The organism is Flagellimonas alvinocaridis, from assembly GCF_965248585.1.
Classification (GTDB): Bacteria; Bacteroidota; Bacteroidia; order Flavobacteriales; family Flavobacteriaceae; genus Flagellimonas; species Flagellimonas alvinocaridis.
Genome location: NZ_OZ252111.1, coordinates 1375474 through 1392498 on the forward strand (window position 1 = coordinate 1375474; position 17025 = coordinate 1392498).

The 17025-nt window shown below is 42.8% G+C and carries 18 protein-coding genes; 5 read left to right on the forward strand and 13 right to left on the reverse strand.

Going from position 1 to position 17025, the window contains the following annotated elements:
- The first annotated feature begins 6 nt into the window (after nt 1-6).
- Together ACP14V_RS06245 and ACP14V_RS06250 are read left to right on the forward strand one after the other, a co-directional pair.
- On the forward strand, nt 7-729 hold the full coding sequence (locus ACP14V_RS06245; protein WP_272609799.1) for a DUF4331 family protein: 723 nt from the start codon (nt 7-9) through the stop codon (nt 727-729).
- A gap of 67 nt (nt 730-796) precedes the next feature.
- A complete protein-coding gene (locus tag ACP14V_RS06250) occupies nt 797-2077 on the forward strand; it encodes a tetratricopeptide repeat protein (protein ID WP_272609800.1) in 1281 nt (426 codons plus the stop codon).
- 98 nt (nt 2078-2175) lie between these two features.
- On the opposite strand, the gene ACP14V_RS06255 is transcribed toward ACP14V_RS06250, so the two are convergent.
- A complete protein-coding gene (locus ACP14V_RS06255) occupies nt 2176-2592 on the reverse strand; it encodes a mechanosensitive ion channel domain-containing protein (protein ID WP_236640891.1) in 417 nt (138 codons plus the stop codon).
- A 197-nt stretch (nt 2593-2789) separates the two neighbouring features.
- On the opposite strand from ACP14V_RS06255, the gene ACP14V_RS06260 reads away from it, so the two are divergent.
- On the forward strand, nt 2790-3770 hold the full coding sequence (locus ACP14V_RS06260) for a CorA family divalent cation transporter (protein WP_136566112.1): 981 nt from the start codon (nt 2790-2792) through the stop codon (nt 3768-3770).
- Nucleotides 3771-3920: 150 nt separating this feature from the next.
- Entirely contained in the window at nt 3921-4571 is a 651-nt protein-coding gene (locus tag ACP14V_RS06265) for an OmpW/AlkL family protein (protein WP_272609801.1), read from the forward strand.
- Between the two features lie 59 nt (nt 4572-4630).
- Here the strand turns inward: ACP14V_RS06265 and ACP14V_RS06270 are convergent, their stop codons facing one another.
- From ACP14V_RS06270 to ACP14V_RS06290, 5 genes are all read right to left on the reverse strand, one after another.
- The gene (locus tag ACP14V_RS06270) at nt 4631-5425 is read right to left on the reverse strand and encodes an anti-sigma factor (protein ID WP_136566114.1); all 795 of its coding nucleotides are present in this window, start codon (nt 5423-5425) and stop codon (nt 4631-4633) included.
- 1 nt (nt 5426) lies between these two features.
- Nucleotides 5427-5957, reverse strand: a complete 531-nt coding sequence (locus ACP14V_RS06275) for an RNA polymerase sigma factor (protein WP_136566115.1) — start codon at nt 5955-5957, stop codon at nt 5427-5429.
- A gap of 70 nt (nt 5958-6027) precedes the next feature.
- Complete coding sequence (locus tag ACP14V_RS06280; RefSeq protein ID WP_272609802.1) at nt 6028-6327, reverse strand: GNAT family N-acetyltransferase; 300 nt, start codon at nt 6325-6327, stop codon at nt 6028-6030.
- Nucleotides 6328-6329: 2 nt separating this feature from the next.
- Complete coding sequence (locus ACP14V_RS06285) at nt 6330-6548, reverse strand: (4Fe-4S)-binding protein (protein WP_272609804.1); 219 nt, start codon at nt 6546-6548, stop codon at nt 6330-6332.
- 58 nt (nt 6549-6606) lie between these two features.
- Nucleotides 6607-7194, reverse strand: coding sequence for a superoxide dismutase family protein (locus ACP14V_RS06290; protein WP_136566118.1), 588 nt, complete (start codon nt 7192-7194; stop codon nt 6607-6609).
- Between the two features lie 148 nt (nt 7195-7342).
- On the opposite strand from ACP14V_RS06290, the gene ACP14V_RS06295 reads away from it, so the two are divergent.
- Complete coding sequence (locus ACP14V_RS06295) at nt 7343-7555, forward strand: hypothetical protein (protein ID WP_272609806.1); 213 nt, start codon at nt 7343-7345, stop codon at nt 7553-7555.
- A gap of 12 nt (nt 7556-7567) precedes the next feature.
- Here the strand turns inward: ACP14V_RS06295 and ACP14V_RS06300 are convergent, their stop codons facing one another.
- The 7 genes from ACP14V_RS06300 to ACP14V_RS06330 form a co-directional block, all read right to left on the reverse strand.
- Nucleotides 7568-8785 carry a bifunctional alpha/beta hydrolase/OsmC family protein gene (locus tag ACP14V_RS06300; protein ID WP_272609807.1) on the reverse strand — a complete coding sequence of 406 codons (1218 nt, stop codon included), beginning with the start codon at nt 8783-8785 and terminating at the stop codon, nt 7568-7570.
- A 69-nt stretch (nt 8786-8854) separates the two neighbouring features.
- A complete protein-coding gene (locus ACP14V_RS06305; RefSeq protein ID WP_272609808.1) occupies nt 8855-9568 on the reverse strand; it encodes a DUF2490 domain-containing protein in 714 nt (237 codons plus the stop codon).
- Nucleotides 9568-12777, reverse strand: coding sequence for a WD40/YVTN/BNR-like repeat-containing protein (locus ACP14V_RS06310; protein ID WP_272609809.1), 3210 nt, complete (start codon nt 12775-12777; stop codon nt 9568-9570). Before ACP14V_RS06310 ends, ACP14V_RS06305 begins: the two co-directional genes overlap by 1 nt.
- Before the next feature lie 140 nt (nt 12778-12917).
- On the reverse strand, nt 12918-13496 hold the full coding sequence (locus tag ACP14V_RS06315) for a YdeI/OmpD-associated family protein (RefSeq protein ID WP_272609810.1): 579 nt from the start codon (nt 13494-13496) through the stop codon (nt 12918-12920).
- Nucleotide 13497: 1 nt separating this feature from the next.
- Nucleotides 13498-15111 (reverse strand): M1 family metallopeptidase, encoded by a 1614-nt coding sequence (locus ACP14V_RS06320; protein WP_272609811.1) that lies wholly within the window; start codon nt 15109-15111, stop codon nt 13498-13500.
- Nucleotides 15112-15148: 37 nt separating this feature from the next.
- Nucleotides 15149-16483 carry a M28 family peptidase gene (locus tag ACP14V_RS06325; RefSeq protein WP_272609812.1) on the reverse strand — a complete coding sequence of 445 codons (1335 nt, stop codon included), beginning with the start codon at nt 16481-16483 and terminating at the stop codon, nt 15149-15151.
- 23 nt (nt 16484-16506) lie between these two features.
- A complete protein-coding gene (locus tag ACP14V_RS06330; RefSeq protein WP_136566127.1) occupies nt 16507-17010 on the reverse strand; it encodes a VOC family protein in 504 nt (167 codons plus the stop codon).
- Nucleotides 17011-17025: the final 15 nt, after the last annotated feature.

Below are 17025 nucleotides of genomic sequence, written 5' to 3' on the forward strand. Positions count from 1 at the left end.
ACGAACATGAGACTAAAACAGATATATACAGCAACGTTGATTTTGAGCCTTGGTTTAGTCATTGCGTGTAGTAATGATGATGAAACCCCTATCCAGATGGGCATGGATGATGATATGATGATGGACGATGATGACATGATGGGAACTGATTTTTCGGGAACCTACGCCCAAGTGGATCATATAGGCCGTCCGGGGATCAATACTACCCTAAGTTTTGATATGGAAGGAGAGGCCAGTGTGAAGGATGCCCATAATACTACTATTCCTTCCGAGATGTCGGCTACTTTCCAAGCTGGATTTCAAGCAAGGTTGGAACAGTACCATGATGTTTATGCCATTAAATTGGGTCTAGATCCTGCTGATGTTGATTATGAGAACAATATTTTGGGACTGGATGCAGCCACCTTGACCACGGTATTGGCAGCAGATGTTCTTGAAGTGGCCCCAGACCTACCTACTACATATTTTAATCCAGGTACTGATTTTGATAACGATGGACGTATTCTGGTGCCGGATGGAGACGAATTGGCCCTTACCGGAAGACACCCCAATGATGATATTATTGATGTATCCCTGATTCTTTTCTTTGGAGGAATGGAAGGGGATAGGTTCAGTGGTCAGGATTTGGATGATGATGGCATGGCCGACCTACCCAGGTTGACCTCCGATGGGGTTTCGTTAACAGCAGATATTTCTACAACTTTCCCTTACTTGGGAAATCCCGAGTAATCGCTATGAAAGGGAAGAGGGGAGAGGACATGTCCTCTCCCTTTTCATACTAAACAACAACAGAATCATGGAAGCAACAAAATACAAACTCATATTCTTAATGGCGATGGTATTGCTATCATGTCAGCAAGAAAAGGTCTTTAAAACAGACCAGAATGATTACAATCACTTTTTGGCCTCAGAACCAATGAAAACAACCTCAAAGTATTATCAGCTTTGGGATTCCAAAATAAAGCAAGATAGTTTGCAGATACTGAGCCTAGGCAATGTAGCTGGGGAATATAGTAGATATTTTCAGGGAACGGGAGACATCAAATACCTGAAGATGGCAGAACAATCCCTTAAAAAGGCCGTGGATGTGGCCGCAGTGGGGAAAGCTGGTTATCTAAGAGCTTTGGCCAGAAATTACATTTCACAGCATCGATTTAAAGAAGCTTTGGATTTAGCCCTAGCAGCCCGTGAGCAAGGAAGCGGGGTCAATGCATCCCAATCCCTATTGTTTGATGTGCACATGGAACTGGGTAATTACCAGGAGGCCCATACATATTTGGATAGTATTCGAAATATGTCAGATTTTGGACACCTGATTCGGTTGGCCAAATGGAATGATCATAAAGGTGATTTGGATACTGCTATCCGATTCATGGAGAAGGCTTATGAAAGAGCGCAGATGTCAAAAAACAAAGATTTGATGTTATGGTCCAGCACCAATTTGGGCGATTTTTATGGTCATGCTGGACGAATAGAAGATTCGTACAAACTGTATCTGAAAGCTTTAGAGATGGATCCCCAGAATGCCTATGCCAAAAAAGGGATTGCTTGGATTGTATATTCCCACGAAAGGGATGGGAAAGAGGCATTGAGAATAATGGATTCCATCATAAAGAAAAACCAATCTCCGGATTATTTTTTACTGAAGGCAGAAATTGCAGAGTTTATTGGGAATGAAGCCCTTAAACTGGAAGCTTTGGACAATTATCACAAGAGAGTTGGGGACAAAGGGTATGGAGAAATGTATAATGCCCATAATGTAGATTTCCTCATTGGTATGGAAGTTAATGGGAAGGCCTTAAAATTGGCACAACGTGAAGTGGAAAATAGGCCAACCCCAGAGTCTTATGGACTCCTGGCTTACAGTTATCTGAAAAAGGGGGAAAAAGAAAAAGCCTTGGAGTTGGTAGAGAACTTTATCTGGGACAAAACCTTTGAACCAGCTATTCTTACCCAAGCTGCAGAAATCTATAAGGAAAATGGGAACCTAGACAAGGTGAAGGAATTAAAGCAAGAATTGACAGGGGCTATTTACGAATTGGGACCATTAAAGGAAAATCAAATTTTAAGCCTGTAAACTCTAAAATGAAGGCTTATTGAACGTAAAGTAGTGGTTTTTGGGTTGCTACTTGGTTGTTGTTTTGGATGCGTCACTAAGCATAGTGGCGCATCCTATCAATTTTCAATAATTTCTTCTTCACTGGAATCTGTATCGTGATTCTGTAAGATTTCAATGCCTTTTTGAATGACCAAGTTGGTGGGAATTGTAATTCTTCTGCCATCATCAGTTCGCATAAAAAGATAAAATCCGCTAATATCCTCAACTTTTCCGGTCCAATCAAAATCCTTGTCCAAAACCCTTATCCGATCCCCCAAACGCAACGGGTGACTAAAAAAGAGGATTACACTGGCGGTCAAGTTGGAAAGAATGGACCATTGGGCCACAAACCCAACGCCCAATATAGCTAAGGTAGAAGACAGGAAAAGGGAAAAATCCTTCAAATTCATACCCCAAATCAAAGAGAGGCCTACCGCGGCCAAACCATAAAAGAACAGGTTGCTGAGATAAAAAATGATTTTTCGGTTGTTCATGTCAATGGCACTCGTTCTGCCAAATCTCCTTATGGCTCTCTTGGTCAAAGAGTTCAAAATAAAAATGACAACCAATAATATTCCAGTTACTAAAATTTCAGTTTTAAAAGACATTACGCCCACCATGATCCAATCTTGCTAAATTTGGTTTAACTTATTGCTCTAAACTACAAATAACCCGTTTTACTTTTACAATAATGGTTACAGATTTCGAAAATAATACCTGGGTAATCAACTATTCACTTGAGGATTATTACAATAGAAAATTTTCGTTGGAAGAGGATATTTTGCTTTCCAAAAGTAATAAGACCATAACCTGGGTAAACACCTATGGCCTGGAGTATATGGATGAGTTCAGAAAGATGGTGCTCAGTAATGAATTGGATGACTTTCTACTACGCCTACTGTTGAACCAAAACTTTGGAAACAAGGTAATAGAGCTGGAAGAGCAGCTTTTTATTGCGGCAAGAATCATCAAGACCGAGAACCATAACCTGGAATCTGAACAGATGTTTTTTGTGGTGGCCAAGGACTTTGTCTGGTGTATCCAAGAAAAATGGGGAGACCACTTTGATTGGATAAGGGCACGGATTTTTGATAACAAGGGAATTATTCGGAAGAAAAAAGCCGATTATCTGTTGTTCTTTATTTTGGAAACCTTGATTTCCAACTACAAGGAAAAATATGAAGAAATGGTGCTTATGGAGAACATGCTGGATCGTGCCACTAAAATGGAGCCGACACCTGAATTTATGTTCGAGGTGGAAAACAAGAAAGCCCTCATCCAACAATTTAAAAAAGCATCACATGGGCTCCGCGATATTGTTAATCGGTTGGAAAGGGTTGAGGTAAAAGGGTTTCATACCAAGTATTTTAGTGAGCTTCGGGAGCAAATCAATGGACTTACCAATGATATTGACTCGGACACCCAAGAGTTGGAAAGTCAAATCAATCTGTTCTTTAGTATTCAGGGTCATCGCCTCAATGAGGTCATGAAAACCTTGACCATATTTTCGGTGATATTCATTCCCTTGACTTTTTTGGCCGGAATTTACGGGATGAATTTTGAGAACATCCCGGAACTTAAATGGCCCTACGGCTATTTTGTTCTTTTGGGACTCATGTTGGTAGTTACAATAATCTCCATACTTATTTTCAAGCGTAAAAAGTGGTTTTAATGGTATGACCAACGCTATCTTGCCTACTTGATTTTTACTATCCAATTCGTGATTGGGTTACATGTCTTTTCTCAAGACTTTCCAATGATAAACATCATGTTTATGGGCTATTCTGCACAGTAATTTTGTTCAATCTTAAAATTCAAGACAATGAGAAGAACAGTACTTTTAGCAGCGATGGCATTAATGGGATTCATCAACATGGGAATAGCACAGGATATATCGACGGACGATGCCGGTAGTCCTTGGCAATTTCGACTTCGTGGTATTGTAGTAACGCCAGATGAGAGCGCTGATATTGAAGCTATTGGTGGGGATGCGTCCATTTCAACGGCGGTTGTTCCAGAGCTGGATATATCTTACTTTTTTAATGAAAATTGGTCTTTGGAGTTGATTTTGGCCACAACTAAGCACGATGTTGAAGCCGTTGGTACGCAAGTTGGGGATATTGATTTGGGCCATGTGTGGCTGCTTCCCCCAACATTGACTGGGCAGTACCATTTCACGGGAGGCGATTTTGTGCCCTATTTGGGGGCTGGATTGAACCTGACCCTGTTCTATGGTGTGGATGAGGGACCTGTTGCCGATGACGTGGATTATGATACGGCCGTTGGATATGCATTGCAGGGAGGATTCGATTTTATGCTTAACGACAAATGGTTCTTGAACGTTGATGTGAAAAAATTGTTCTTGAACACAGATGCTACTGTAAATGCTACCACGGCACTTGGTGCGACCGTAGTTGCCGATGTTGATATCAACCCATGGATTTTTGGATTTGGGGTTGGGGTGAAACTATAATTTTTTGGTGAATTGATTTTTAATAAAAGCGGCTTGGATTGTTGCCAAGCTGCTTTTTTTTATGCCCCAACGGCACCTAAGGTGTACAGCTGCTCCAGTGTAGGGGTTTCGCTACCACCTTCGGGCTCCAAGGTAATGCCAAATGCTTCAGACTCATTGGGATTGGGTAGAGAGAACAATTTACTGTCGGCCGTGGCAAAGTCTTCCAAGAGACCAATACTGGTGGGGGTCAATGGGCTCAATTTTAGGGACCAGACCTGGTAGGTATAGCCAGGTGGAGGTTCAGGAAGACCTTGGGCGTCGATAATGACCTTGCTTTCTTCCCGGTTCCAGTAGGCCTTGGCATACGAATCTGGAGATACAGCCTGTCCGCCTAACGCCACAACCGTAACATTTTGGTCACGAAGTTGCTGTAGAAGAGCTTCCTTATCAATAACTCTTTCTTGGGTAGTGGATAGGATTTCCTCCAGATTTTCCCTTTCCTGATTGGTGATTTCTATTTCGGTCTTAAGCTTATTGTTTTCAAGGTACAGCCCAAAAAGTCCCACAGCCAATAATACCGCTGCTGCCCAACCTAGATAACTGCCCCAAGGTGTTCGCTTTTTGGAGGCTTCGGGTTTAAACGGTATAACATCGTCCAATTGGGCCAAAATCTCATTAAAATTATCCTTTGGCAATTTTGGGGAAGCAGTTCGGGTAAGCTGAAGTACAGTTTCCTCAATAGCCTCAATCTCTTTTTGGATTTCAGGGTGTTGTAGCGCGTAGTGTTGCACCTCCAAATTTTCCTCAGGGGAAAGTGCTCCAGCTACGTAGAGTTCCAAAATTCCTGATGCTATGTATTCCTTTACATCCATCTTATTGGGGTAAATTTTTCCGTATTTCGGAAATACAACTTCTAATCCGTGTTTTTATGGTGCCTATTGGTGTCTTTAATTCTTTTGCGGCTTCCTTTTGGGTAAATCCCTTAAAATAAAGCAAATCTATCAATAGAATACATTTATCCTTCAACCCCTTCAATAACGATTGCAGCCCAATGGTGTCTATTTTGCCATTTAGGTCCTCACTGTTTTCATAAATACCTACGAGAGAATCAACAGGGAGGTTTTTCTTTTGGTTTTTATGGCTTTTGGAACGCAGTTCGTCAATGGCCGTATTACGGGCAATATTCAGAATCCAAGTGAAAAATCGACCTTTGGAAGTATCGTATTGGTCCGATTTGTTCCAGATTTTTACAAATACATCTTGACAAAGTTCTTGGGAGCGTTCCGGGTCTTTGAGTATTACATTGATTACCCCACAAATATTTTCCGCATACATATTGTGCAAGGTCTCAAAAGCGGCCTTGTCCTTATTCTGGAATCTTTGTATGAGGTTGTCCAAATGCATAGCTGTCCAGCTAAAGATATAAAAATAAGGTGCTCCCCAAAGGGTTTGTTTGGAAAATAGAAGTTATGGCTTACGCAATATTGATTCCTTTTAGAACCAACGTTTTCCATTCAGGGTGTTTGCTTATATAAGTAGCAACAAAAGGACAGAGTGGAACCAAGGTAAGGTCTTCTGCTTTAATGTGTTCCAGTGTTTGTTTGATCAATTTGGAACCAATGCCCTTTCCGCCATGGGACTCAGGTACTTCGGTATGGGTAAGATATATTTTTTCCTTGGCACGGATGTATTCTATTTTGGCAATAGAATCGCCCAAGTCAAACTCAAACCGTTTGGCTTCAGCGTTGTCCACAAGATTATACTCTTGTTCCATAATCAGGAGGTAGGGGTGTAGTGGCTCAATGCTCCCGAAGGGCAATGGGCAATCTGGTTCTTTAATTCATGGGTCGAAGCATTTTCGGCCTTTATCCAAGGTTTGTCCTTTGGATTATATACTTGGGGGAGCATTTTCACACAGATTCCTGCATGTTGGCACAGTTTGGGTTTCCATACCACGGTGATTTCCCCATTGGAGTATTCTTTTGTTATTTCCATATGAAATGGTTTTTACAATGTTTCAAGGGTAAACGGCGGCCCATGGGCCGCCGTTTTATTACTGTATAATACCGGTACAGGAAACCCTGGCTCCTGCGGCTCCACTGGGTTGCGATGTGAAATCATCCACACCTTGGTGAACGATGACCGCTTTACCCATGATGTCCTTGGTTTCATCGTCGCACCCGATGCACCATTCCTTGGTGGCAAAATCTACGGTGGCATTACCTTCGGCATCGGCCACAAAGTTGCCAATGTCTCCTTTATGGTACCCTTCCTGGGCACCCCATTTTCCGTGGGGTTGGAAGGTTGGGTTCCAATGACCTCCCGTAGAAGTTCCATCAGCCGAAGAACAATCAGCCTTCTCGTGGATATGTATGGCGTGTTCACCTTCGGTAAGACCGGTAAGGTGCGCTTTCATGACAACCGTACCATTTTCTTCGGTAAAGGCTACATCGCCACTTACATTACTGTCACTTTTGGGTTCCATTTTAAACGAAATGGATTTGGTTTCCATTGTTTCAACCACTTGTTCAACGGTTTCTTCTATTTCTTCGGATGTCTCTTCCGCTTCCTTTTTTACTTGTTTGCAGCTAAAGCCAACCATTAGCGCCAGCCCAATTACCACTGCGGGTATTTTTTTCATTAGTGAGAATTTTTAGGTTCAGTCTAAGGTAACCATTATTTAGGGAGGTGTCAATAATTTTCCGATCAATCAACTTAAGGCACCATACGATTTTGTACATAGGACCGTTATAGAAATACCATTTGTGTTGACTATCAACATATAAATTATGACGGTGATCTCTAAGGTTCTAGATTATATCAACTTCTTTGTGTACTGCAAAAAGAAAAAAACTTTTTGTAAGGGATACCGCCGTCTAAGGGAAAACAAAGTAAAGGGATATATTAACCAGAGGGAATACGCAAAATCGCTTCGAAATATCTACAATGCCGTAATTGAACTGGAGCTGGATTATTTTGACATCCGACACATGCGGCTATAATCTCCTATTTGTTTAAATCAACTTGTTGATTACTTGGGTCTCGCTGTGTAAGGTTTTGTGCACGGGACATTTATCAGCAATCTGCATGATTCGGGCCTTTTGTTTCTCATCCAAGTCCCCGGTCAATTTAATATCCCGATAAAAGGTATCAATTTTTGTTCCCTCGCTTTCGCAGTTTTCACAATCTATGGCATGCGTTTTTTCGTAGGAAGTATGCACCTCAATGTTTTCAAGGGGCCAACCTTTGCGTTTAACATACATTTGCACGGTCATGACCGTGCAGGCCGAAAGCCCCGCCGAAACTAGTTCATAGGGAGAAGGGCCAAAATCGTTCCCGCCATAAGATGTGGGCTCATCAGCTGTCATGAAATGGTTTCCAACCTTCATTTGGGTAGTGAAGCCATTGTCACCATCCAAACTTGCCACTACTTGGTGCTCGGTTTTTAAAGGGGTATTTAGGGTGTTCTCAATATCCAGATACCGTGTTGCCCAACCTGCAATAACTTCACCTGCATAGATGGAATCTTGTTTGTTGGACAATAGGTGGTCGGCACCATCCAATGAGATAAAACTCTTGGGGTGATGTGCAGCAATATAAATATCTTGGGCATTTCTGATTTCTACGGTCAAATCTTGGGGCGAATGAAGAATGAGTATGGGTTTTCTCAGGTGTTTGATGACTTCTATTAGGGATTTGTTTTCCAAATCATCCAAAAACTGTTTTTTGATGGTAAAGTCCCGCCCGCTCAAATTTACAACAGCTTTCCCAGTAGTATTGATTTCTTCTAGATCACTCTTCAGTAAATGCTTTACATGAACAGGATTGGATGGAGTTCCTATGGTAGCCACTGCCTTTACCGAAGCAATTTCTGAAGCTGCAAAGATGGAAGCCGCACCACCCAAAGAATGGCCAATGATCAAAGCAGGGGCTTTGTATTTTTCCTTTAGGAAATCTGCCGCAGCAATCAAATCCTGTACATTTCCAGAAAAATTGGTATCCGCAAAATCCCCTTCACTTTCACCAAGTCCGGTAAAGTCAAAACGCAGCACACCAAAACCTTTTGAGGTCAATGCCCTGCCAATGTGTTTAACCGCCAAGAGATTTTTGGTGCAGGTAAAGCAATGCGCAAAGAGTACAAAGTTGTGCGGTTGTTGGTCCACCGGCTGCTCCAAGCGACCTGCCAGTATTTGCCCTTCTTTATTATTGAAAGTTACTTTTTGAATCCCCATATTGCTTTTTTTAGGTTGATAAATGAGCAATTGACCCATCCAACATTAGCTCAACGGGGTCAAAAACCACTAACTCTCGTCCTTAGCTTTTTTTGCAAAGACCTTTCTTAAGTCGGGATTAAAAAAGAAACCTATCTGCAAACGGTCATAAACGGCATTGGCAAACTGGTTTCTAAGGTACCCAAACTGAACACTGCTATTCTCCGTAATATGGATGCCCAAAGCACCGTACAAACGATTTTGTCCAAACAAATCGTCTTGTAGGTTTATGAACAACTCGTCATAAAAATTCAAGAAAAAGGTATCGGTGAGCGGCAAGGTCATTTGGATACGATAGCGGGCCCTGTGCTGAGTATCGGTGGTATCCCCTAGTTCCAAAAACCGTTGCTCCAAACGATAGCGGTGTTCAAAAAGGAATTCCCAAACCTTGTTTTTTAATATGAATTGTTCAAATATCCGATGTTCCCTACTGTCCAATCCTCCCAAAGGTTCATCAAAAGAACCATCGGTCTTGATGAAACCGTAACCAATAGTGGCAATGGCGCTTGGGTCGATGTGGTAATTTAATCCGGTACGCAACAGCAGTTGGTTAAAATTGCTTGTGGTTTCATAGTATCGGAATTGTGCTTCGGTATGTATACTGAGTCGCTCCGATACTTTATTGGTCCCAAAATACATATACCAAGCGCCAAGGTCATCTTCTCCAGGTGTTTGGGCATTTAAAAATACTGTTGCGGTAAGTGCGACCAACAAGGCCGATAATGTGCTTCTTTTATGCTGCATTAATCTAAACTAAAGGTTTCTGTTTCTTTAAAGGGTGAAAGATCTAAGTTTTCTATGGATTTGCGATAAGGTTTCCATTTTTCATTGAAAAAGGTATTGGTCTTGTCCAAAGCCGATTTTAATTCGTCTTCCGCAAAGCGGACCAGTCTTTTTTCCGTTTCCGTGATTCCGGACTGACGGCTACCAACATATGAACCAGCCGTATTGAGCCTTTGCACTACAGAAGGTTCTGGATTTCGGGTAATGCCTTGGCGTTTGTCTTCCTTGCCCAAATATAGGGCTATAACCGAATCTATTTCCTTTACTATGTTCTTTGAAGCTTCAATTTGATCCTTGAACTTTTCCTTGTCCAATTCTTTAAGCTCTTTTTGGAACTTGTTGGCCAAGTTCTTGTTCTCCACCAATTGTTTTACTGCATCTGCTGCAGTTTGTGTATAACCGTCCAATTTTTTTCCAGTGGCATACACTTCATTTATAGATGCCAAGGAAATGTTTAAGCGAGGGTCTGTTTTTACGGTAACAGAGGTGGAATCCTTAAATTGTCCATAGTGGGCCACCACTTTATAAGTTCCAGGTTTAACGGTTAATCCGCCCGACTCCCTTGGATTTTTCACAATCGTCCTTGATGGGTAGTCCGGGGCTTTTTCATCCAGCCCCCAATAGATTCTATGAACCCCGGCCTTTTTGGGTGTCTTGTATTTTAGGGTTCTGATGAGTTTGTCCCCATCATAAAAATTAAAGAAGATGGAGTCTTTGTTTTTTTCCTTGGTGCTTTCCGAGTTTGAAGCTTCTTCCCCGTTTTCATCTTCTTTTTTGTTGCCAGCGTCTTTTTTAGGAGCCACATCTTTGATGTAGTAGGTAATCATAGCCCCTGATGGTCTATTTTCAGCATTATACAAGGCATCACCACCAAATCGGCTTCCTGTGGGTTGCTGATATGCCGCCAAGTAGGCATCAGGACTGTTGAACAGGCTAATCTCCTTTTGCAATAGGGCTGAATTACCCGCCAAAGCGCGCAATGGCCTAACATCATCCAGTACCCAAGCGGCCCTACCAAAGGTTCCAATGACCAAATCCTGCTCTCTGGGCTGTAGGACCAAATCTTTGGTGGAAACGGACGGAAAGCCTTTTCCCCATTTTTGCCATTTGGAACCAGCGTTTAGAGAAATGTATAATCCATCATCTGTACCCAAAAACATAAGGTTAGGGTTTTCAGGGTCTTCCAAGATGCTAAGTGTATAGCTTTCAACATCATTTTCATCTACAATACGGGTCCATGTTTTTCCGTAATCTTTGGTTCTGTAAGCATACGGAGTGTAGTTGAACCTTCTGTAATCATTGGCAATCAATAAGGCTTCACCTTTATTTTTTTGCGAGGCTTTTATTTGTGGAATCCAACTACCTGCGGGTAACCCTTTAATATTTTTGGTGACATCAACCCAAGTACTACCGCCATTTTGGGTATAATGGACCTGACCGTCATCAGTACCAACCCACAGCATATCTTTTTCAACAGGGGAGGGCTCCACTACAATAATGGTACAATGGTTTTCAGCCCCTGTGGCATCCATGGTAAGTCCACCACTTTCGCTCTGTTTCTGTTTTTTGGGGTCATTGGTGGTCAGATCAGGGGAAATGACTTCCCATGTTAGTCCCTTATCGGTGGATTTATGTACAAACTGACTTCCAAAGTAGACTGTGCCATTGTCAAAAGGGTCTTGGCCAATGGCTGCATTCCAATTGAAACGGAGCATGGTTTCCGGATCTGGATGGGTTGGACGAACGGTGTAGTCGTTCCCTGTTTTCCAATCGTATCGGCGAACATAGCCTTGTTGGCTCATGGCATATCCAAATTGACTGTTGTCTTTATCCGGGACAACATCAAAACCATCTCCAAAGGCAATTTCTTGCCAATAGCTGTTCCGTATACCTTGATCTTTCCAAACATAGGCTGGTCCTCTCCAAGAACCATTATCCTGCATGCCTCCATATACATTGTATGGAAACTCATTATCCACATTAATGTGGTAGAATTGGGCAACGGGCAAATTGCCAATAAAGCGCCAGGTCTTGCCTCCATTTTTGGTGATGTTCAACCCACCGTCATTGCCATCCAACATGAACTGTCCGTTGGTAGGATGTATCCACCAGGCATGGTGGTCAGGGTGCACACCATTGGTAACTCCGTAGGCAGGCATCAATTGGGTAAAATTCTTCCCACCATCCTCAGAGACATTTATGTAGGTGAAAACAGAGTAAACACGATTTTCATTCTGGGGGTCTACATAGATTTCGGAGTAATAAAATGGGCGATTGCCAATATCGTTTTTATCATTGATCTTTTCCCATTTGAAACCTCCATCAACCGATCTGTACAATGCATTTTTTTTGGCTTCTACCAATGCATAGACAATATTGGGCTTGTTACGTGCAATGGCAATACCAACCCGGCCCAGTTCGCCTTTGGGCAAACCATCCTCCTCGGTAATCTGTTTCCAAGTGGCCCCTCCATCATGGGTCATGTACAGACCGCTGCCTTCACCTCCTGATTTAAAGAACCACGGGTCGCGTTTATGCTCCCACATGGCCGCAATCAATTTATTCGGATTGGTGGGGTCCATGACCAAATCGGCCACCCCGGTTTTATTGTTTACAAAAAGTATCTTCTCCCAAGTCTTTCCGCCATCGGTGGTTTTAAAAACACCACGTTCTGGATGCTCGCCCCATGGTGAACCAATGGCCCCAACATAGACTACATCAGGGTTGGTGGGGTCAATAATGACCCTGTGAATATGACGGGTTTTCTCTAGCCCCATAGACTTCCAACTTTTTCCACCATCAAGGGATTTGTAGATACCGTATCCACCGTTGAGACTGTTCCGCGGGTTTCCCTCTCCGGTACCTACCCAAATTACGGATGGGTTGGATTGTTGAATGGCAATTGCACCAATGGAGGCAGTAACCTCATGGTCAAATATGGGTTCCCATTTAATCCCTCCCGAAGTCGATTTCCACAGGCCGCCCGAAGCGGTTCCCACATACATGACATCTGGATTGGATAGTTCTACATCAATGGCTGTGACACGACCGCTCATTCCGGCTGGTCCGATGTTCCGGGGCTTCATGTCCTGAAGCAAATCCATTGAAAAATCTTGGGCAAAAAGAGATATTGATGCGAAGAGCATCAACAGGAAAAGAGGCTTTTTCATTTTTAAGGTCAATTAGTCGCCTAAAGATACCAAAAACCCCAAGTGGAATTCTTAAAAGGATGTTAACTGAAATGAGACTGCAGGGAAATCCCCTCTTTATGAATTAAATATGCTTTAATATGATTTCGGTGAAGGCAAGGTTACCTTCCATCGGTTCTGTATTTGATGTTTTGGGCTGACATCCCCACAATTTCTGCTATCCTTTTCTGTCGGGTATCTTCACGTTTGGCCTGATTGAGCCAATACAAATAGCTTTTACGTTGACTGTGGGTGAAGTTTTCAAAATTCTTTTTGGCCTCTTTATTTTGGTTGAATGCCCGTTGAAGGTCTTCGGGCACCACTCCGTTTTCAACATCGTCCAAAGCTGACCAAGAACCATTTTCCTTGGCAACCTGAATGGCAGCAAGACCACTGCTGTGCATTAATTTTTTGGATTTTAGATCCTTAATATGGTCTTTGTTGAGCTTGCTCCATACACTTTTGGGTTTTCTGGGACAAAAATATTGTCTCCGCTTGCCGTCGCCCAAACTTTTCACCGTACTATCTATCCAACCATAACAGAGGGCAACCCTTACGGCTTCTTCCCATCGCATACTTTCCATATGGTGTTCCACCTTGTAGAATATCAAGTGGATACCGTCTGAACTGTCATGGTTTTCATGCAGCCAATCACGCCAATCTGAATCGTTTTGGAAATAATGCTCCGGGAGTTTGCTCAAATCAGATTTTTTTGGTTTCGATATAAAAATTAGGATCAAAAATGAGTTCGTTTCCTTGCAGCGTCTCCGTTTTCCATTCGGCATTTGGAAAGAGCCACTGTTCCTTACCATCAACAAATACGCGAATGGGCATATCAAAATCCTCCACAATGTCCACATACCTATAGGTTATGGAACTTCCCTCTTGTTGGTATTCAAACATGGGAATCATGGTAGTGCGCAGGTATTGGTTGAAGAAGGCGGATAGGTCTTTGTTAGTTTTTTCACTGATGTAGTCCTCAATTTGCTGCGTGGTCACGGTTTTGTGGTAGAATTCAGTATTCAGACCTCTTAAAATTTGCCGCCATAATTCATCGTCCTCTATGAGCTGACGAAGGGTATGCAGCATATTGGCCCCTTTGTAGTACATATCTCCAGAACCTTCTTGGTTTACCCCATAAGTACCTATAATGGGCCTGTCGTTTTGAATGTTGTTTCGGGTTCCCGCGACATATTCCGAAGCAGCTTTGGGACCGTAATGGTAATCCAGATAGAGGTTTTCTGAATAGGCCGTAAAGCCTTCATGAATCCACATATCGGCAATATCCTTGTAGGTAATATTGTTGGCAAACCACTCATGACCTGCTTCATGGATAATGATAAAATCGAACTTAAGGCCCCATCCAGAACCGGAAAGGTCTTGCCCCAAATAGCCATTGGTGTATTGGTTTCCATAGGTGACGGAGCTCTGGTGCTCCATGCCCAAATAGGGTACTTCCACCAACTTAAAACCATCTTCGTAAAAAGGGTAGGGGCCAAACCAATGTTCAAATGCTTTGAGCATCATCGGGGTCTGTTTGAACTGTTCTTTGGCCTTTTCCAAATTTTCGGGCAGTACGTAATAATCTACCTCCAAAGTGCCTTTTTCACCTTCGTATTTTTCACCAAAATGAACGTAGTTGCCAATGTTCACATTCACACCATAATTGTTGATGGGATTGGCCACGAACCAGTTGTAGGTCTTAAAATCGACTTCCTCCTCTACGCTTTCAAGTTTTCCATTGGAAACATCCATAAGGTTTTTCGGAACGGTTGCACGGATACGCATACTGTCCACTTCATCGTACATATGGTCTTTGTTGGGCCACCACACACTGGCGCCAAGCCCTTGACAGGATGTGGCCACAAAAGGATTTCCTTTGATATCTTCTTTCCAGGAAAAACCACCATCCCAAGGGGCTCTCACAGCCTCACGGGGATAACCTGAAAAATGGATTTCGATGGTATTGAACTCTCCAGGAACCTGTTCTTTCTTCAAAGTGATAAAATGTGCATTTCCTTCGGAAGTGACCTCCAACGGTTGGCCATCTTGGGTCACAGATGCTATTTGCATGGGTTGTTGTAAATCAATTTGAAGCACTTTGGCAGCGTTGAGTACTTTATAGCGGACCACATTATGTCCCGAGATGTATTTTTTATCGGGCTCTATTTTTACGTTTAGGTCATAATAATTTAAATCCCACCATTCGCGCTCTGGGGTAATACTCCCCCTAAGGGTGTCTTGGCGGGTGAAATTTTGGGCAGATGCAGTGCAAACTCCCAATACAAGTGCTGATATTATAAAATATTGCTTCATGTTCATACTATAAAAGCCTTATGACTAGACTTACTTTTTATCTAAAAACTTTGTTTGGAAACACAACCGGGCTTTCATGTCCATCTTTGCCAATGGCTGCCACTCCAAAGAAAAAATTGTCAATTACTATGCCGTTTAGCGTGTAGGAATCAATGTTGCCAACGTACCTGTAATTGTCCCAAGTGGGGGAAGTGGTATCCCTCCAGTAAATCTTGTACCCCATGGCGCCGTCTACCTTGGACCATTTTAATTTTGCGGCAGGTTCTACCACACCTCCAATTTCAACGGTTTTTGGCGCTGGGGGTGCCCAGGCTATTGATGCCAGATTGATGGCATTTACGGCGGTCAGTTTTTTGGCGTATTCAAAATTTACGTGTTCAAGGACATCACCGTAGGCGATACCATCTTCCATACGGATATCCTGATGTTGTTGGGTATAGTTTTCATGGGCCTCCATGATGCGGATTCCGGCAAAACCAGCATCATTAAAGGGTCTATGATGCCCGCCACGACCAAAACGGTCCAAGCGGTAAACGAGCATAGGATTCATTTCCGGCATATAGGTCTTGGTGGTTTTGTAGACATATCGGGCCAATTGCCGCGAAATACCGTCCACTTCGCCGCCGTAAAAGCGTCTGGCCCGTCTTTCTTCCTCGGTTTCGGTTGGGGGAACAGGTTCCGAGAAAATACGAAAATCCCGATTGCTGACCACACCATCCACTCCGGTGATGTTACCGATCATGTCGTTGTTGAAAATGCCAACAATGTCCCAGTTATTTTGCTTTGCATATGCAGCCAAACCTTTACCGCCATAGAGTCCTTGCTCTTCGCCAGAAAGCCCAACGAAGATGATACTACTATCAAACGAATATTTGGAAAGTACCCTTGCAGCTTCAATGGTTCCGGCCATACCACTGGCATTGTCATTGGCCCCCGGTGAATCCGAAGTAAAGTTATTCGGGTCGCTCACCCTGGAATCGATATCGCCGCTCATGAGGATAAATCGGTTGGGGTGTTTGGTGCCCCGTTTAATGGCCACGACGTTCACCACCCAAACATCTTTTACAATTCTGGCTCCTTCCCCTTTTTTGACCAAATCTTTTTGGTAGAAGACTTCCAAACAACCATTACAATCGGAAGATATTTTTTCAAACTCTGATTTGATCCACCTTCTCGCAGCACCTATTCCCCTAGTTTGCGAGGTGGTGTCGCTCAAGGTGTGTCTTGTACCAAAATTGACCAAGGTGGTAACATCTTTTTCAATGCGCTCAGCCGAAACTGTATTAATGATATCGTAAAGTCGGGTGTCGTTTTGAGCTGTGCCTATAAATAAGCAAAGTAGTGCAATAAGCAGTAGTGTCTTCTGTTTCATTCTTGATTTGTTGTAAAAAGGGTTCAATGACCAATGATTTCGATAAAAACACCGTCAGGGTCTTGAATCAGGATAAAATTTCTTCCATCGGGTAGTTGTATGGGAGTGTCCCCCAGAAACTTAATGTTGTTTTCGCGAATGCGTTTTATGATGTTTTCTGTGGAGTTTATGAAAAAAGTGGTGTATTGCATGCCATTTTGATCTTGAATATGGTTGTCCATGTCCGTTTTTTCATTTCCGAACGATACTAATTTTAATTCTGTCGCATCTGGACTGTTCTTGAGCTTTAAGATTTTTACCAACAAAGGCTTTCCCCCTGTCAATCCCGAGACTTTCCCGAAAGAACCATCTAAATCCAGTTCGCCGGTTTCTTCCATACCCATGATATTGGTGTAAAAATCGAGGGAGGTTTCAAGGTCCGAGACGACAACACCAATGGAAATGGTCAATTTTTCGTAATTATCCTGGGCTTGGACAGTACTAAAGGTGAGTACTAACATGATGCAGGCAATGTAGTTGATTTTCATGGCGATACGGTTTAA

Bases quoted from the DNA above. Each gene is read 5' to 3' on its own strand.
- ACP14V_RS06245 (WP_272609799.1), top strand. From the start codon at position 7: ATGAGACTAAAACAGATATATACAGCAACGTTGATTTTGAGCCTTGGT.
- ACP14V_RS06250 (WP_272609800.1), top strand. From the start codon at position 797: ATGGAAGCAACAAAATACAAACTCATATTCTTAATGGCGATGGTATTG.
- ACP14V_RS06255 (WP_236640891.1), bottom strand. From the start codon at position 2,592: ATGAACAACCGAAAAATCATTTTTTATCTCAGCAACCTGTTCTTTTAT.
- ACP14V_RS06260 (WP_136566112.1), top strand. From the start codon at position 2,790: ATGGTTACAGATTTCGAAAATAATACCTGGGTAATCAACTATTCACTT.
- ACP14V_RS06265 (WP_272609801.1), top strand. From the start codon at position 3,921: ATGAGAAGAACAGTACTTTTAGCAGCGATGGCATTAATGGGATTCATC.
- ACP14V_RS06270 (WP_136566114.1), bottom strand. From the start codon at position 5,425: ATGGATGTAAAGGAATACATAGCATCAGGAATTTTGGAACTCTACGTA.
- ACP14V_RS06275 (WP_136566115.1), bottom strand. From the start codon at position 5,957: ATGCATTTGGACAACCTCATACAAAGATTCCAGAATAAGGACAAGGCC.
- ACP14V_RS06280 (WP_272609802.1), bottom strand. From the start codon at position 6,327: ATGGAACAAGAGTATAATCTTGTGGACAACGCTGAAGCCAAACGGTTT.
- ACP14V_RS06285 (WP_272609804.1), bottom strand. From the start codon at position 6,548: ATGGAAATAACAAAAGAATACTCCAATGGGGAAATCACCGTGGTATGG.
- ACP14V_RS06290 (WP_136566118.1), bottom strand. From the start codon at position 7,194: ATGAAAAAAATACCCGCAGTGGTAATTGGGCTGGCGCTAATGGTTGGC.
- ACP14V_RS06295 (WP_272609806.1), top strand. From the start codon at position 7,343: ATGACGGTGATCTCTAAGGTTCTAGATTATATCAACTTCTTTGTGTAC.
- ACP14V_RS06300 (WP_272609807.1), bottom strand. From the start codon at position 8,785: ATGGGGATTCAAAAAGTAACTTTCAATAATAAAGAAGGGCAAATACTG.
- ACP14V_RS06305 (WP_272609808.1), bottom strand. From the start codon at position 9,568: ATGCAGCATAAAAGAAGCACATTATCGGCCTTGTTGGTCGCACTTACC.
- ACP14V_RS06310 (WP_272609809.1), bottom strand. From the start codon at position 12,777: ATGAAAAAGCCTCTTTTCCTGTTGATGCTCTTCGCATCAATATCTCTT.
- ACP14V_RS06320 (WP_272609811.1), bottom strand. From the start codon at position 15,111: ATGAAGCAATATTTTATAATATCAGCACTTGTATTGGGAGTTTGCACT.
- ACP14V_RS06325 (WP_272609812.1), bottom strand. From the start codon at position 16,483: ATGAAACAGAAGACACTACTGCTTATTGCACTACTTTGCTTATTTATA.
- ACP14V_RS06330 (WP_136566127.1), bottom strand. From the start codon at position 17,010: ATGAAAATCAACTACATTGCCTGCATCATGTTAGTACTCACCTTTAGT.